Below are 16775 nucleotides of genomic sequence, written 5' to 3'. Positions count from 1 at the left end.
CTTTGTAGCACCGGAAAACACTGACCAGGAAACGTTTTGGTTTGTGTGCTTCGTGATTGTTACGGCGGTCATAGCGTGGGGGAAACGCCCGGTCCCATACCGAACCCGGAAGCTAAGGCCCACTGCGCCGATGGTACTGCACTCGTGAGGGTGTGGGAGAGTAGGTCACCGCCGGACTTAACTTAAGTAGATGGTTTGAGGCCCTGGTACCGTTTGGTGCCGGGGCCTCACCTGTTTAACGAGAAGGGGGAGGGGGAATTGGGCAGCTGGCGCTGCCTGGTTCCTCCTCCCCTCCTGCTTTAACGAGCAGTGCGTCCAGGATATTTGTGTTGGCCAAGGTTGCCGGCGAGCTCAGTTGCTTGCACCGGATGACGAGGGCCAAGTTACCCGAGAATTATTCACTGGAGTTCTTATCGAAATTGAAGATCAGGTTGTCGGCCCAGCCAGCCTTGCTGAGCCATATTTGTTCCCTGACGGGTATCGACTAAAAATGCCAGCTGGTCGACTGCGTAATTTGAGTTTCAGGCCCCCAAGGCGACAGCTCCGTTTCGGAAGACGATTCCCGCAGTTGCACCACATTCACCTGCCGGCGTGCAATGGTGAGAGCAACTGGCAACGACAGGTCTCGGCGTAAGGGGATTCGACCGACCGAGGGAACCAAGACTGCGAGAATTCACCGGGTCAGGCCAATGAACATCATTGTGGACCTCGTCTTGGAAAGCCTTGAAAGCAGTAGATACTGTCATCCACCGCCCGAAGACATCGGCATCATGTTTCTGAAGACGCGGACGCTAACGGACAGCAGATGCTTTGACTTCCGGTGGACAACATGACGGACACAGACGGGCGTGGCTGCTGACCACTGACGTGCAGTACTTTGAAGCCAGCCGTATCGGAATCCTGCCTCGATATCGAGGGATTGCGCAAGCACATTTAAGCATTCTCAAGGTCGTTGGTGAGGATCGCGCAGCATGATCCTTCAATTGGATTCACGAGTATCTGACTGCATTGCATGCCGGGATGTGTACTTCTATCTACAGCTCGCGAGTGGTCGGAATTCCAGAATGCCCATCACGCTGTCCCGAGATACCCGTTGGAAGAATTGCCGTCCGGTATCTCAGCTTCTTTTCACCACGAGTCTGAGGTACCGGACTATCTTGTCTTTTTCCCCGCTCCAAGATGCATGTGACTGCGATTACATGGAGGTCGGGGTTGAAGCACACCATGATAAGTGAGCGGCAAACCTCTGATGCAGTTAGGAATCTCGGAGGAGCAGCATGCGTACTAGCCAGACAAGTCAAAACTTGAAACGTGGTTTAAGCACACGGCACATCAGGTTTATCGCTCTAGGGTCTGCTATTGGCACAGGCTTATTCTATGGTTCCGCAAGCGCCATTCAAATGGCTGGGCCAGCGGTGCTGTTGGCATACATACTCGGTGGGGCAGTGGTGTTCATGGTGATGCGTGCGTTGGGGGAAATGGCAGTCCGCAATCCGACCTCCGGCTCATTCGGAAGCTATGCCACTGAATTCGTTGGACGCTTTGCTGGCTTTGCAACCGGGTGGACCTACACGTTTGAAATGTTTGTGGTGGCCCTGGCTGACGTGACAGCTTTTGGCGTATATATGGGTTTCTGGTTTCCCAACGTCGAACGATGGATCTGGATCCTGGCAGTTGTTTTCTTCATTGCCGCCGTGAACCTGCTCTCGGTCAAAGTCTTCGGCGAACTGGAATTTTGGTTCTCCTTGGTCAAGGTCGTCGCTATCATGGCAATGATCGCTGGTGGCGTTCTCGTAATCGTCTTCGGGTTGGGCAACCAAAGCGAAGGAGCTGCAGGTCTATCCAATCTCTTTGCTGGCGACGGCTTCATGCCGCATGGTGTCTGGGGCATTCTCGCTTCCCTGACGATTGTCATGTTTGCCTTCGGCGGCACCGAAGTGATCGGCATTACCGCTGGCGAAGCGCAAAACCCGCGTAAAGTCATTCCGCAGGCAATTAACTCTGTGCCAGTGCGCATCTTGCTGTTCTACGTACTGACGCTCGGTGTCATCATGTGCATTCAGCCGTGGAACACGATTGATGGTAGTGAAAGTCCATTCGTTTCGATCTTCTCCAGCATCGGCTTCTCGTCAGCAGCAAATGTCCTGAACTTCATCGTCATCACTGCGGCACTCTCAGCAATCAACGCAGACATCTTCGGCGCGGGACGCATGATTCACGGTATGGCCAAACAAGGCCAGGCGCCACAGGTATTCACGAAGACCACGGCTAACGGGGTCCCATGGGTGACTTCACTATCGATGATCGGCGCATTGCTTATTGGTGTAGTGCTGAACATCTGGTTCGAAGATGAGATCTTCTTCCTCATTGCTGCATTGGCTACTTTCGCCACCGTCGTTGTTTGGTCGATGATCCTGATCTCTCATATTCGGATGAAGCACCGGATAGACAGAGATAATCTTGAACCATCTGCATTCCCAGTTCCGCTTTGGCCAGTGGGTAGCTACTTGGCGCTGGCCTTCATGATCTTCGTGATCATCTTAATCGGCATTATTCCGGATACGCGTAGTGCACTCATTACCGGTCTAATCTGGGTGGCAATCCTGGGCGTCTGTTATCGACTATTCGTCAGAGTAAAAGCTCTTCCAGCAGAAATCCAAGCAGCGCAATCGAAAGAAAATGCAGCAGCTGAACGGTCCTAGACCGATAAATAATAGGGCAATGACGCATGCCGGCCCCGGACTGGCTGGCCATGAGGGCGCAAACGCAGTTTTGAACCGGGCTACTAGTAAATTGCCAAGTCATCAAGTTCGGCAAAGACCCTCAAAAGCCGTAGTCTCAGGTAAATACTTGCACGCAACGATCCGTGGAGATAAAGATGGCCGCTACCCATGCCGGATTTCTAGATGCCCTCAGCGCGGCATTACCAGAGAATGCCATTGAAACATCGGGCCCGCTGCTTCGAGAAAACTCTAGAGACTTCGGTCAGTTGTCGGGGGATCCCATTGAACCGCTGGCCGTGGTCTTCGCCAGTTCCGTAGCGGATGTACAACACGTTCTACGCTTGGCTAGCGAATACAAGGTACCGGTCATTAGCCGCGGTGCCGGCACAGGTGTTTCTGGTGGTGTACACGTACTAGGTGATGCCGTCGTCTTGAACTTGAGCAAGATGAATAGAATCCTTGAGATCCGCCCGGAAGATGAAGTCGCTGTGGTTGAACCTGGCGTCATCAATCATCAGCTGAACGAAGCCGTTTCCGAATTCGGCCTCATGTACGCCCCGGATCCTGCTAGCTACAAGATGTCTACAATTGGCGGCAACATCGCAACCAACGCGGGAGGCCTGCGGTGCGCGAAGTATGGCGTGACCCGAGAAGCAGTGCTCTCCCTAGACGTCGTATTGGCTGACGGACGACTAATCCGCGTTGGCAAGAATACGTTCAAGGGTGTAGCAGGGTATGATCTCGCCGCACTTTTCACAGGGTCAGAGGGCACGCTGGGCGTTGTCGTTCGCGCAGTTGTCCGATTGCGCTATCTCCCGGTAGACGAGCGAGACATAGCTCTATTGTTCCCCAGCCTGGAAGAAGCAGTCGAGGGCGTTCAACTGATTGCCAAAGCCAGAATTCAGCCTGCCATTTTGGAACTCATTGATCATTCGACTCTGCTCATTCTTGATGAACAGTACTCGACGAATTACGCAGGTCTCGGCGGTGCCATGCTCTTGGCTCGACTGGATGGCTATGGCGCCGAGCGTGAAGAAGCCGCTCTCCGCAGTGTTTTCGCAGAACGCAACGCCCAGCTAAGCAATTCGGCAGATCCGAGTGCTACGCAACTGATCGAAATGCGCCGAACCAGCCGGGGTGATACTAAAGACGATGCTTACCGGACTGGAGAGGATGTCGCCATTCCGAAAAGCAAGATGCTTGAATACGTGCACCGCGTTCAACGGGCTGCGCGGGAGGAAAACGTAAACATGCGGATGATTTCGCATGTAGGGGATGGCAATCTGCATCCGACGTTTTCTGTAGAACCGGAAGACGGCAACGAGCCACTAGCGAGGCTTGACCGTGCAGTTGAAAGCTCCGTACGTATTGCACTGGAACTGGGCGGCACAATTACTGGCGAACACGGTGTCGGGCTGATCAAAAAAGATTGGTTGCAATGGGAACAAGCAACAGAAGTGATCGAACTCCAACAGCAGATCAAGAACCTTTTGGACCCGTTGAATATCTTGAATCCTGGGAAAGCTATCTAATGGTCTTAAGCTGCGAGGCCCGGCTAAGGACTTGGCGGCAAAGAAAAGAGTAGCTATGCCGGGCATTGATGAGAATTCTGCAGGGTGTATAGTGAAATGGTTGTAACCACGGGATATAGCGCAGCTTGGTAGCGCGCGTCGTTCGGGACGACGAGGTCGCAGGTTCGAATCCTGTTATCCCGACACACAGCTAAGGGGGAACTTCGGTTCCCTCTTTTGCATTAAGCAGTCGTCTCAGCACGCAGTGACAGGTTAAGTGGACCTGCCTCCTTCGGCGGCAATTTATCGGCTGACGTGTAGCGAAGTTCAGGTCCGTTACAGGCATTTCAATAAACGAGCTGCAGATCACTCGAGGATATTGCCCCAGGATGTGCGATCCGTGAATTTTTTAGGTATAGTTATATCTCGTGCTAAGGGGTTCAGCGCAGATCAGCTTCGGCTGCAGAAGCAAATGAATACCAAGTCACATTGGGATATGGTGTAATTGGCAACACAACGGTTTCTGGTTCCGTCATTCTAGGTTCGAGTCCTGGTATCCCAGCGCTTCACCAAAGAGATTTGGTGAGCTGAAGATTTATCTTCAGCATACGGCCCCATCGTATAGCGGCCTAGTACTCCGCCCTCTCACGGCGGCAACACGGGTTCGAATCCCGTTGGGGTCACCAAAGCAAAAATCGCGAAACTTATGTTTCGCGATTTTTTTATGCCCAAAAACCGAGGATTCTACGGAACCGACAGCGGCTTCCGCTGAAACCTCCGTAAGCAGGGTAATCGGGTTATGTCCCAAAAAAGGTGTACAGATGTCGCGAGGAAGTGGATTCATCTACGTCCTCCCCAGCCTTTTCGGATGCCATTGCCGTCTTCCCAGCTGAAGTGCTGGCCGTAAACCGCTGGCCCGATCGGTTCCTCCGCCCGGGGTTTCCGCTTGGGTTTTTCTGCCCAATGATGTCGCTGCACGAACGACCAAGGATCTTTGGGGTTCTCGGCGTATCGATACAAATGCCAGCGCACCAGCGCCATGGAATGCTGCGGTGTCAGCCCTCGGTGCAGCCGTAGCTGTTCCTTGATTCCGGCGTTGATGCCACCTTCCAAGGGACTTGTGGTCTTGGGCAGCAGCTCTCCGGGCTGAGCGAGGTCAAGCCATTGGAACAGGTGGTCTTTCTTGAGCAGGTCATGCAATAGCCGCTCAGCGCGACGCAGCCCGATATGCGTGTACCACCAGGTCTGGTGCGGCTTGACTCGGGTGGGCCTGGACGCGGTGCGGTCCTTCGCGTAGGTGCGTTCCTTGAGCGTCACTTCGTGCATGGACTGCCAGTGGATGAACTGCTCGGACCAGTTCGCCGCTTCGTCTTTCGTACTGACTTTCATCAGTGCACGGGTGAGTGCAAGGAGCTGTTGACCTGGGACGGTGCGTGGATTCAAGGTCAGATGCTTGACCATGGACTGGCGGATGTGGAAGTAGCAACGCTGGATTTTGGTGTCGGGCCAGAGCGCGGTGAGCACGGATTCCAGGGCGCCGTTGCCGTCGATGAGCGCAATTTGTGGTGGGGTCATGCCTTGGAGCAGGTGGGTCCATGACGCGATCTTTTCGCGGTCGCAGAATTGCCAGTCGATGATGTGCTTTCCGTTGAACGCGGTCAGTGCGCAGTAGCCGTTGAAGTAGGTGCCATCGAGCATGAGGTATCGATGTTGCTCGCCGGTTTGTTCCAGGTGTGGCTGGACTTGCCAGCACCATGCTGTGGTGCGGTGAAAGGTGCTGCGCGGGGTTCCCAGTTCGGCGATGCTTTGTTTTCCGGTGGCCCATCGGTGGAAACTGGTGAACTGTTTCTTGGCGGTGATGTCGGGGCGGGAAACGGTGGTGGACGCGCCGCAGTTCTTGCATCGCCAGCGGGTGCGTCCGGCACTGTTTTTGCCGTTCTTGACGAGCTTGTTTCCGCATACATCACAGCGGGGTTGATTTGCAATTGTTGCCACGGTACATGCTTTCAAAGCATGTGTTCGTGGTGTTGTTCCTAGTGGTTATGTGTTTTTGGTGGGTTCTGTACACCTTTTTTGGGACTTAACCCGGGTAATCCGTCAGCAATGTAACGGCGCAGAGTTGCAGGTCTAGCGCGGGTGAGGGGAAACTGCCCGTTGAGCCCGTTGAGCCCGTTGAGCCCGTTGAGCCCGTTGAGCCCGTTGGGCCCGTTGAGCCGCCGGGCATAACAACTCATTTCCGCCATCCTGGCCATTGGACGCTGCCACGAAAATGCCCGACTCATACATCGCTGGAAGCTCATGAGCTTCAATCTGAGCATGCTGTGCAAGTTGACCCATATGGATAACTAAGAACCGCCCTGATTAAGTTTCAATTTTCTATTCGCCGATCCTGGGATGTTTATGCTTGATCCATGAGTGGCGGAGCCAAAGCATTTAGCGATGAAGGCGCACGGGATCCATCGCGCCCAAAACAGTATCGGGAACGAAAGAGAGCTCTGTACTTCCTGAGCATAGGAGGATTCTGCTTCCTCCTGACCTTGGCAGTGAATTACGGATTGAAGTTCACGATTCTGGGGGCGCATCCAACTTCAGCTTTTCTTATCGCTAATGCAGCGGCCACGGTAGTTTCCTACTACCTCTCGCGACGGTTTACCTTTGGGGATGTCGTTCATGGCCTCAAACGTATTCAGTTCATCAAATTCGTCGGCATGTCTACGGTAGCTATTGGAATTACTGCGGCGCCGGTTTATGTATCCCGTTGGATCTTTGGAATCACGGAACCACACGTTTCTTTTATCGTCCAGGAGATCGCCGACTTTATCGCCGGACCAATTGTCGGGACGTTACTTGGGATGATCTTCCGATGGTGGGCAATGAAGAAGTTCGTCTTCCTGGATACGCTCCATAAACGTACAGAGATCCTGTAAACCGCAGGAGCAAAGCAGTCGCGATTCCGCTGCAGATTTGTTCAACTGTCAGGGTGTCAGAGTACGCCCGCGGATCATGCCACCACTGTGTAACCACGATCACTGTAAAAAGTGCCCTGCCGATTTGCGGAGCCCTAAAAACCTGTGTATAGTTTTTATCTGTTGCCGGAACGGAAACAACACGGAATCTACCGATTGTTTACCCGGCAGCCAATCACTTTTCACTGAAGGTTTTCCGTCGATTTTGATCGGATCAGGAACTCTGGTAAGTTGGAAAAGTTGCTCCGGAGCGAAGCAGTCATCGAAGGTTTGATGGTTGTGGTGTCGAGAGTGTTTGTTGTTTGAGAACTCAATAGTGTGCCAAGTTTGTTGATACCGAATATTTTTATTTGGTGAATACATAACATTTGCTTGAGGCATTGCACCCCCGTGCAGTGTTCTTGAGTGTTTTATTATTCGCCAGGACTTCATTGGCTTCGCCCTTATTTTCCAAGGGGTTGCCGGTGGCTTTTTATTTTTTTATGGAGAGTTTGATCCTGGCTCAGGATGAACGCTGGCGGCGTGCTTAACACATGCAAGTCGAACGATGAAGCCCAGCTTGCTGGGTGGATTAGTGGCGAACGGGTGAGTAACACGTGAGTAACCTGCCCCCGACTCTGGGATAAGCCCGGGAAACTGGGTCTAATACCGGATATTACCTTTGACCGCATGGTTGTTGGTGGAAAGATTTATCGGTGGGGGATGGACTCGCGGCCTATCAGCTTGTTGGTGAGGTAATGGCTCACCATGGCGACGACGGGTAGCCGGCCTGAGAGGGTGACCGGCCACACTGGGACTGAGACACGGCCCAGACTCCTACGGGAGGCAGCAGTGGGGAATATTGCACAATGGGCGAAAGCCTGATGCAGCGACGCCGCGTGAGGGATGACGGCCTTCGGGTTGTAAACCTCTTTCAGTAGGGAAGAAGCGAAAGTGACGGTACCTGCAGAAGAAGCGCCGGCTAACTACGTGCCAGCAGCCGCGGTAATACGTAGGGCGCAAGCGTTATCCGGATTTATTGGGCGTAAAGAGCTCGTAGGCGGTTTGTCGCGTCTGCCGTGAAAGTCCGAGGCTCAACCTCGGATCTGCGGTGGGTACGGGCAGACTAGAGTGATGTAGGGGAGACTGGAATTCCTGGTGTAGCGGTGAAATGCGCAGATATCAGGAGGAACACCGATGGCGAAGGCAGGTCTCTGGGCATTTACTGACGCTGAGGAGCGAAAGCATGGGGAGCGAACAGGATTAGATACCCTGGTAGTCCATGCCGTAAACGTTGGGCACTAGGTGTGGGGGACATTCCACGTTTTCCGCGCCGTAGCTAACGCATTAAGTGCCCCGCCTGGGGAGTACGGCCGCAAGGCTAAAACTCAAAGGAATTGACGGGGGCCCGCACAAGCGGCGGAGCATGCGGATTAATTCGATGCAACGCGAAGAACCTTACCAAGGCTTGACATGTGCCAGACCGCCTCAGAGATGGGGTTTCCCTTCGGGGCTGGTTCACAGGTGGTGCATGGTTGTCGTCAGCTCGTGTCGTGAGATGTTGGGTTAAGTCCCGCAACGAGCGCAACCCTCGTTCCATGTTGCCAGCACGTAAAGGTGGGGACTCATGGGAGACTGCCGGGGTCAACTCGGAGGAAGGTGGGGATGACGTCAAATCATCATGCCCCTTATGTCTTGGGCTTCACGCATGCTACAATGGCCGGTACAATGGGTTGCGATACTGTGAGGTGGAGCTAATCCCTAAAAGCCGGTCTCAGTTCGGATTGGGGTCTGCAACTCGACCCCATGAAGTCGGAGTCGCTAGTAATCGCAGATCAGCAACGCTGCGGTGAATACGTTCCCGGGCCTTGTACACACCGCCCGTCAAGTCACGAAAGTTGGTAACACCCGAAGCCGATGGCCTAACCACCTTGTGTGGGGGGAGTCGTCGAAGGTGGGACTGGCGATTGGGACTAAGTCGTAACAAGGTAGCCGTACCGGAAGGTGCGGCTGGATCACCTCCTTTCTAAGGAGCTAACCATTATTGGTTGCCCATGCTGGACACGAGTGTTGTCCGGGTGGGTTGCTCATGGGTGGAATATCAATGGACTCAATACCGGAAAACGTGCTGGCTGATGCTGGTGCGGGGTATTGGCTGTGGCCGCGTGGTGCTTGGGCATCTGCTAGTACGCATTGCAGGGGGTTTTCTTCTTGCGGTGCTGGAATGCGGTGTGTGGGTGTTGCGTGGTTTGTATGGTTTGGCATGCTGTTGGGTTTTGAGGCAACAAGCCTCCTTTCCTGGTGAATGGTTGCTGGGGTTCTTCCTGTGGGGAGGGTCCTGGTGGTGTTCGCTTGGGTGAGGGGTTCTTGGTGTTTCGGTGTTTGTCCTGTGTTTGCTGCAAGGATGTCCTGTTGGATTGATGCTGGCCTTTGGTTGGTGTTGGTTTTGGGGTGTTGTTGCGGGGGTGCGGGGTTGTTGTTTGGGAACTGTATAGTGAACGCGAGCATCTTGCAGATGAGATGAGCTGGGTAGTCCTTTTCCTTGGATTGCCTGGTGTTGGAGTCTTGTCTGCGTGATTTTGTTAGATTGTTTTATTGCTCATATCTTTTGACTTTGATGTTGTGTTGAAGTTTTTAAGGGCGCACGGTGGATGCCTTGGCATCAAGAGCCGATGAAGGACGTGGGAATCTGCGATAAGCCTGGTGGAGTCGATAACCGGACGTTGAGACCAGGATTTCCGAATGGGGGAACCCCGCACCATGTTATGTGGTGTGACCTGCAGCTGAATGTATAGGCTGTGTGGAGGGAACGCGGGGAAGTGAAACATCTCAGTACCCGCAGGAAGAGAAAACAACAGTGATTCCGTTAGTAGTGGCGAGCGAACGCGGATGGGGCTAAACCGGTTGGTGTGTGATAGCGGATAGGCGTTGCATCACCGGGGTTGTGGGGTCGGCATGTACCAGCGCTATCTTGCTGGTGGGATGAGGTGCAGGCGTATAGGTGAATCGGTTGGAATGCCGGACCATAGAGGGTGATAGTCCCGTAGGTGTAATGCGTGTCTGCCGTTCTAGTGTTGATACCCGAGTAGCACGGGGCCCGTGAAACCTTGTGTGAATCTGCCAGGACCACCTGGTAAGCCTGAATACTACTTGATGACCGATAGTGAATCAGTACCGTGAGGGAATGGTGAAAAGTACCCCGGGAGGGGAGTGAAATAGTACCTGAAACCGTGCGCTTACAATCCGTTAGAGCTGGGGACTTGTTCCCTGGTGATGGCGTGCCTTTTGAAGAATGAGCCTGCGAGTTAGTGTTACGTCGCGAGGTTAACCCGTGTGGGGAAGCCGTAGCGAAAGCGAGTCTGAATAGGGCGTTTGAGTGGCGTGATCTAGACCCGAAGCGAAGTGATCTACCCATGGCCAGGTTGAAGCGCGTGTAAGAGCGTGTGGAGGACCGAACCCACTTCAGTTGAAAATGGAGGGGATGAGCTGTGGGTAGGGGTGAAAGGCCAATCAAACTTCGTGATAGCTGGTTCTCCCCGAAATGCATTTAGGTGCAGCGTTGCGTGTTTCTTGCTGGAGGTAGAGCTACTGGATAGGCGATGGGCCCTACAAGGTTACTGACCTTAGCCAAACTCCGAATGCCGGCAAGTGAGAGCGCAGCAGTGAGACTGTGGGGGATAAGCTTCATAGTCGAGAGGGAAACAGCCCAGAACGCCAACTAAGGCCCCTAAGCGTGTGCTAAGTGGAAAAGGATGTGGAGTTGCTGTGACAACCAGGAGGTTGGCTTAGAAGCAGCCACCCTTGAAAGAGTGCGTAATAGCTCACTGGTCAAGTGATTCCGCGCCGATAATGTAGCGGGGCTCAAGCACACCGCCGAAGTTGCGTCATTCAAATATTAACCTGGTTTCGATTGGGTGTTTGGATGGGTAGGGGAGCGTCGTGTGGACGGTGAAGTCGCGGTGTAAACCAGCGGTGGAGGCCACACGAGTGAGAATGCAGGCATGAGTAGCGAATGACGGGTGAGAAACCCGTCCGCCGAATGATCAAGGGTTCCAGGGTTAAGCTAATCTGCCCTGGGTTAGTCGGGACCTAAGGCGAGGCCGACAGGCGTAGTCGATGGACAACGGGTTGATATTCCCGTACCGGCGAAGGACCGCCCATACTGAGCTGTGGATGCTAACCATGATTGACGCTAGCTGTTGGTGCCTTCGGGTATCTTGCTGGTTGATGTGGTGGGAACCGATGCAGTGAGGTCAGCGTATTAACAGGTGTGACGCAGGAAGGTAGCCGAGCCAGGCAATGGAATTGACCTGGTCCAAGGGTGTAGGAAGAGTGGTTGGCAAATCCGCCGCTCATGTTTCTGAGACCTGATAGGCGCCCCGTTTTCGGGGTGATTCGGTGATCCTATGCTGCCTAGAAAAGCATCGGCGCGAGGTCCAAGTCCGCCCGTACCCCAAACCGACACAGGTGATCAGGTAGAGAATACTAAGGCGATCGAGAGAATCATGGTTAAGGAACTCGGCAAAATGCCCCCGTAACTTCGGAAGAAGGGGGGCCTGCCCCGTGATGAGAACTTGCTTCTCTGATGCGGGTGTGGGCCGCAGAGACCAGGGGGAAGCGACTGTTTACTAAAAACACAGGTCCGTGCGAAGTCGCAAGACGATGTATACGGACTGACTCCTGCCCGGTGCTGGAAGGTTAAGAGGACTGGTTAGCAGTAATGCGAAGCTGAGAATTTAAGCCCCAGTAAACGGCGGTGGTAACTATAACCATCCTAAGGTAGCGAAATTCCTTGTCGGGTAAGTTCCGACCTGCACGAATGGAGTAACGACTTCCCCGCTGTCTCAACCATGAACTCGGCGAAATTGCAGTACGAGTAAAGATGCTCGTTACGCGCAGCAGGACGGAAAGACCCCGAGACCTTTACTATAGTTTGGTATTGGTGTTCGGTGCAGCTTGTGTAGGATAGGTGGGAGACTGTGAAGCTTGGACGCTAGTTCAGGTGGAGTCATCGTTGAAATACCACTCTGGCTGTACCGGTCACCTAACTTCGGACCATGATCTGGTTCAGGGACAGTGCCTGATGGGTAGTTTAACTGGGGCGGTTGCCTCCTAAAATGTAACGGAGGCGCCCAAAGGTTCCCTCAGCCTGGTTGGCAATCAGGTGTCGAGTGTAAGTGCACAAGGGAGCTTGACTGTGAGAGTGACAGCTCGAGCAGGGACGAAAGTCGGGACTAGTGATCCGGCGGCACCTCGTGGAAGGGCCGTCGCTCAACGGATAAAAGGTACCTCGGGGATAACAGGCTGATCTTGCCCAAGAGTCCATATCGACGGCATGGTTTGGCACCTCGATGTCGGCTCGTCGCATCCTGGGGCTGGAGTAGGTCCCAAGGGTTGGGCTGTTCGCCCATTAAAGCGGTACGCGAGCTGGGTTTAGAACGTCGTGAGACAGTTCGGTCCCTATCCGCTGCGCGCGTTGGAAATTTGAGAAGGGCTGTCCTTAGTACGAGAGGACCGGGACGGACGAACCTCTGGTGTGTCAGTTGTACTGCCAAGTGCATCGCTGATTAGCTACGTTTGGAAGGGATAACCGCTGAAAGCATCTAAGCGGGAAGCCTGCTTCGAGATGAGATTTCCATGCACCTTGAGTGTGAGAGGCCCCCAGCTAGACCACTGGGTTGATAGGCAGGATGTGGAAGCAAGGACTAAAGACTTGTGTAGCTGACCTGTACTAATAGGCCGATGACTTTCAACACACAATAAAACAATATTTGAACTGATGATTTCAATGCTGTTCGCGTTCACTATGCGGTTACGAGACAACAACCTCTAACCACAAATACGGATGAGTTACAAGACTTTGTAGCACCGGAAAACATTGACCAGGAAACGTTTTGGTTTGTGTGCTTCGTGATTGTTACGGCGGTCATAGCGTGGGGGAAACGCCCGGTCCCATACCGAACCCGGAAGCTAAGGCCCACTGCGCCGATGGTACTGCACTCGTGAGGGTGTGGGAGAGTAGGTCACCGCCGGACTTAACTTGAGTAGATGGTTTGAGGCCCTGGTACCGTTTGGTGCCGGGGCCTCACCTGTTTAACGAGAAGGGGAGGGGGAATTGGGCAGCTGGTGCTGCTTGGTTCCTCCTCCCCTCCTGCTTTAACGAGCTTGAGTGCTGGCCGCTAGCGCAGACCGCTCAAGGAACGACCAGGCAGGCATGGGGTTGTGAATGCAGCCATGGCTAAGCTGTGTCCCGATGTCGGACGCGCTTGAAGCGACTAAGCAGACTGCGTGGCCCTGGACCTCCGCGGCTCACTACGGGAGAGAACGCCCGCTCCGTTGCAGGTGCTTTATCCGATGGGTTCTGGTCCGCCAATCGGCAAGATCCTGCCTTTTGATGCCTCTGACAATCGATTGCTTGCACCTGGCTATCATTTCGGTAACTTGTTGCCGATTCTTGCTCCATGCTGAATGATAGTGAGCAGAATGTCGCCAATCGGCGAAATGCTGCCGGAAGAGGATCTTTCATGAATTCAGTGACTGAGCTAGGGGCCGAATTGCAGCGCGTTAGAAAACAGAATGGCCTGACGCAGGAACAGCTGGCTGAATTAGCTGGCATCTCCGAACGTACGCTGCGCTCCATAGAACGAGGGGCGGGAAACCCCTCCATTGAAGCGGTGCTCTCCGTCGCGAATGTACTCGGCCTTCGAATTCGCGTGGCCAAATGAAGCCGCAACTCCAAGAGCTCAAGCTTGTTACCAAGGCTGACGTCTACTGCAACGAAAACCTCGCCGGCACTCTAGCCAGACAGTCCGACGGAAGCGTGGCCTTCAGCTATAACAAGGACTACCTTGCACATGGTGGCGCGGGCATTGCGACATCTTTGCCAGCTTCCCCGGAGGCATACGTTGGGCCTGGGGGCGCGTTGCCATCGTTCTTCTCGGGACTATTGCCCGAAGGCCATCGCCTGACCGTTCTCAAGGACGCAACTAAGACCAGCATCTCTGACGAGTTGACTCTGCTGATGGCAGTGGGCGCCGATACTCCAGGCAATGTACGCGTTGTTCCGGAAGGATCAGCACTGGAGCAAACCCCCGTGGTTGCTGAATTCAGCAGCACGGCCGAACTCGACTTCTCGGTCCTCGCGCGCACCTTGGACCGCCACTCGATCCCCGGCGTGCAAGACAAGATCAGCGCAACCATGCTGACAACACCAGTGGAGTTCAAGAACAGCGCCTATCTGCTCAAGCTTGATCCCCGGGATCATCCGCATTTGGTCGTTAATGAGGCGCAGCACCTGAAAGCAGCGCGATTGCTCAAACTTCCGGTCGCAAACAATCGGCTAGTACTGGATTCCACTGGGAGTCCGGGGCTGCTGGTCGAGAGGTTCGATCGCGAGGGTGTCGAGGGGGCGGATAGTCCCACGCGTTTGGCGTTGGAAGATGCCATGCAGGTATTGAACCTTCCGCCGGCAAGCAAGTATGCAGTGAGCACGGAACAAGCTATTGAAGCCTTAGCGCTGCAGTGCCAGGCTCCGGTGCTCGCCAGGCGCAATCTATACATGCAGTTCGTCTTTGCGTGGCTAACTGGCAACGGCGACTTGCATGGAAAGAACGTCTCGATTCTGGCGGACTTGCATGGACGGTTTAATGTAGCGCCCATCTACGACATCCCATGCACCCTGGTCTACGGCGATGACACCATGGCTTTGACTGTTGCCGGCAAGGCTAAGAATCTGAAGAAGAAGCACTGGGCGGAGCTTGCAAGGGTGCTCGGCTTGGCTGACCGGGCCACGCAGTCAGCGAACCAGTTGGCATTGAAAGCCGCATTGACTGTGGATCTCAGCGAGTTGCCTTTTGAAGGTTCACCTTTGCGTGGGACGCAACGAGAACTCAGGTTCCGGCGCATGGAGCTGCAGTAGGCGTCTGAGCGGGACAAGTTAGTCTGCGAGCAACGTGAACGCAGGCAGCTGACTATTCTGGCTTTTCTTCGCTTGCCCCTTAAGGCCAGCCGTCCATGATGGATAGACGCGGAAACCGCGCTTGCCTGGAGCCGATGCTGAGGCGAAGACGCCCAGCTCCTCGAGGTGCTGTTGAGTAAAGCGGAAGACGCCAAAACAGCCGGCTTCCTCGATAAAGACCATAACTCCGCGCAGTCCCTCTTCGGATTCGTAGGGGGCAGTAGTCCCAGTTTCGTCCCGATGCCATATGGCTACGAACCCACCTGGCTTTGTTGGCGTGATCCTTGCGGTCCTGATCCGCCACCGCTGTCCGTCAAGCTCAGTTGCCCCGGCTTGATAATCGCTCTGCTGTTCTTCGGGAGTCACCTCGCCATACGATTGCCCAGTGAGGTGGCAATAGCGTTCCAACGCCGTGAACTTCATAGACTTCATCCTGTATTCGGTAGATCATCAAGTGGAGTGGCAGCGATCGAAATATCGCTGCTATTCACCGTAGCCGAGGGTGGTGCTTACGTAGCACTGCAAGACCTGTATTGGGCCGGCATCAATGCCGACTGCTCTAGGTAGTCATTGCGCTGATGCCGCCTTGGCCGTCACGCGCATGGAACCTCCAGATGCATCGTTTCGCCATGTGCGTTCTCTTCTTGTGCCTTGCTCAGACGCACGCATGCGCCCGCATCGTCTAATCGGCTGATGTGGGCACAATTCATTGGGTTCGCGTATATGCGTACGCTTCTCAAGGGTTCAATAAACTCGCTAGGTACAGGCGCTGATGCTCTGTGCAGCTGCGAAATAATGTTTACGCGCTCAGCCCTAGCTCGGTAATAATTGCCAGCGATTGGGCACATGGAAAGAGCCGAATCAGCAGTTCAGGAATTAAGTGTGCACGGTCACCGTCAAAAACCACCCACCCGATTTGCAGGACCCCCAAAACCTGTGTATAGTTTTTCCTTGTCGCCGAGAACAAAACGGAAGAAATAACCGGATGTGAAACGGCGGCAGAACCCCAGAAAATCAAGGTTTTTCCACAGTCTTGTGGACAACAATTGAAAAGAATGGGAACTGAGAATACTGGTTCAAATCACAAACAATGGATTTGACTTTCAGGAATTCGAAGTTATAGAATATGAATATAACGCTGGACGAAATTACCGCCTGGAATGGTGGGTAAAGAACCGGTAAGTGTTTGTTGTTTGAGAACTCAATAGTGTGCCAAGTTTGTTGATACCGAATATTTTTATTTGGTGAATACATAACATTTGCTTGAGGCATTGCACCCCCGTGCAGTGTTCTTGAGTGTTTTATTATTCGCCAGGACTTCATTGGCTTCGCCCTTATTTTCCAAGGGGTTGCCGGTGGCTTTTTATTTTTTTATGGAGAGTTTGATCCTGGCTCAGGATGAACGCTGGCGGCGTGCTTAACACATGCAAGTCGAACGATGAAGCCCAGCTTGCTGGGTGGATTAGTGGCGAACGGGTGAGTAACACGTGAGTAACCTGCCCCCGACTCTGGGATAAGCCCGGGAAACTGGGTCTAATACCGGATATTACCTTTGACCGCATGGTTGTTGGTGGAAAGATTTATCGGTGGGGGATGGACTCGCGGCCTATCAGCTTGTTGGTGAGGTAATGGCTCACCA

At 53.8% G+C, this 16775-nt stretch carries 7 protein-coding genes, 3 tRNA genes and 5 rRNA genes; 13 read left to right on the top strand and 2 right to left on the bottom strand.

Annotated features, from left to right (window positions below; genetic code table 11):
• Positions 1 to 60: 60 nt before the first annotated feature.
• From rrf (ACNPN0_RS13805) to ACNPN0_RS13780, 6 genes are all read left to right on the top strand, one after another.
• Positions 61 to 177, top strand: a 5S ribosomal RNA gene (rrf, locus tag ACNPN0_RS13805).
• A 1100-nt stretch (positions 178 to 1277) separates the two neighbouring features.
• Positions 1278 to 2702: an amino acid permease gene (locus tag ACNPN0_RS13800; protein ID WP_448938525.1), complete on the top strand. Its 1425-nt coding sequence runs from the start codon at positions 1278 to 1280 to the stop codon at positions 2700 to 2702.
• Between the two features lie 176 nt (positions 2703 to 2878).
• Positions 2879 to 4255: an FAD-binding oxidoreductase gene (locus ACNPN0_RS13795; RefSeq protein WP_448938526.1), complete on the top strand. Its 1377-nt coding sequence runs from the start codon at positions 2879 to 2881 to the stop codon at positions 4253 to 4255.
• A gap of 109 nt (positions 4256 to 4364) precedes the next feature.
• A tRNA-Pro gene (locus ACNPN0_RS13790) sits at positions 4365 to 4438 on the top strand.
• 286 nt (positions 4439 to 4724) lie between these two features.
• A tRNA-Gln gene (locus tag ACNPN0_RS13785) sits at positions 4725 to 4796 on the top strand.
• Between the two features lie 48 nt (positions 4797 to 4844).
• Positions 4845 to 4920: transfer RNA gene (locus ACNPN0_RS13780), tRNA-Glu, on the top strand.
• A 154-nt stretch (positions 4921 to 5074) separates the two neighbouring features.
• Here the strand turns inward: ACNPN0_RS13780 and ACNPN0_RS13775 are convergent.
• Complete coding sequence (locus ACNPN0_RS13775) at positions 5075 to 6229, bottom strand: IS1249 family transposase (RefSeq protein ID WP_448938936.1); 1155 nt, start codon at positions 6227 to 6229, stop codon at positions 5075 to 5077.
• Between the two features lie 416 nt (positions 6230 to 6645).
• Between ACNPN0_RS13775 and ACNPN0_RS13770 the strand changes: the two genes are divergently transcribed.
• The 6 genes from ACNPN0_RS13770 to ACNPN0_RS13745 all read left to right on the top strand — a co-directional run bounded on the left by ACNPN0_RS13770 (position 6646) and on the right by ACNPN0_RS13745 (position 15097).
• On the top strand, positions 6646 to 7161 hold the full coding sequence (locus ACNPN0_RS13770; RefSeq protein WP_448938528.1) for a GtrA family protein: 516 nt from the start codon (positions 6646 to 6648) through the stop codon (positions 7159 to 7161).
• Between the two features lie 518 nt (positions 7162 to 7679).
• Positions 7680 to 9205: ribosomal RNA gene (locus tag ACNPN0_RS13765) — 16S ribosomal RNA — on the top strand.
• Positions 9206 to 9803: 598 nt separating this feature from the next.
• Positions 9804 to 12935, top strand: a 23S ribosomal RNA gene (locus tag ACNPN0_RS13760).
• A gap of 162 nt (positions 12936 to 13097) precedes the next feature.
• Positions 13098 to 13214: ribosomal RNA gene (gene rrf, locus ACNPN0_RS13755) — 5S ribosomal RNA — on the top strand.
• A gap of 489 nt (positions 13215 to 13703) precedes the next feature.
• Positions 13704 to 13904, top strand: a complete 201-nt coding sequence (locus tag ACNPN0_RS13750; protein WP_105662736.1) for a helix-turn-helix transcriptional regulator — start codon at positions 13704 to 13706, stop codon at positions 13902 to 13904.
• Positions 13901 to 15097, top strand: coding sequence for a type II toxin-antitoxin system HipA family toxin (locus ACNPN0_RS13745; RefSeq protein WP_448938379.1), 1197 nt, complete (start codon positions 13901 to 13903; stop codon positions 15095 to 15097). The genes ACNPN0_RS13750 and ACNPN0_RS13745 overlap by 4 nt, the downstream gene beginning before the upstream one ends.
• Positions 15098 to 15115: 18 nt before the next feature.
• On the opposite strand, the gene ACNPN0_RS13740 is transcribed toward ACNPN0_RS13745, so the two are convergent.
• Entirely contained in the window at positions 15116 to 15559 is a 444-nt protein-coding gene (locus ACNPN0_RS13740) for a MepB family protein (RefSeq protein WP_404598856.1), read from the bottom strand.
• Positions 15560 to 16506: 947 nt separating this feature from the next.
• Here ACNPN0_RS13740 and ACNPN0_RS13735 point away from each other — a divergent pair.
• Positions 16507 to 16775 (top strand): 16S ribosomal RNA (locus ACNPN0_RS13735); the annotation flags it as partial.

The sequence above is a fragment of the Glutamicibacter sp. AGC84 genome (assembly GCF_053543575.1).
This window is presented reverse-complemented; position numbering and strand designations above follow the sequence as displayed.

What these genes read in the sequence shown, in the direction of transcription:
- ACNPN0_RS13800 (WP_448938525.1), top strand. Translation starts at nt 1,278, where the DNA reads ATGCGTACTAGCCAGACAAGTCAAAACTTGAAACGTGGTTTAAGCACA.
- ACNPN0_RS13795 (WP_448938526.1), top strand. Translation starts at nt 2,879, where the DNA reads ATGGCCGCTACCCATGCCGGATTTCTAGATGCCCTCAGCGCGGCATTA.
- ACNPN0_RS13770 (WP_448938528.1), top strand. Translation starts at nt 6,646, where the DNA reads ATGAGTGGCGGAGCCAAAGCATTTAGCGATGAAGGCGCACGGGATCCA.
- ACNPN0_RS13750 (WP_105662736.1), top strand. Translation starts at nt 13,704, where the DNA reads ATGAATTCAGTGACTGAGCTAGGGGCCGAATTGCAGCGCGTTAGAAAA.
- ACNPN0_RS13745 (WP_448938379.1), top strand. Translation starts at nt 13,901, where the DNA reads ATGAAGCCGCAACTCCAAGAGCTCAAGCTTGTTACCAAGGCTGACGTC.
- ACNPN0_RS13740 (WP_404598856.1), bottom strand. Translation starts at nt 15,559, where the DNA reads ATGAAGTTCACGGCGTTGGAACGCTATTGCCACCTCACTGGGCAATCG.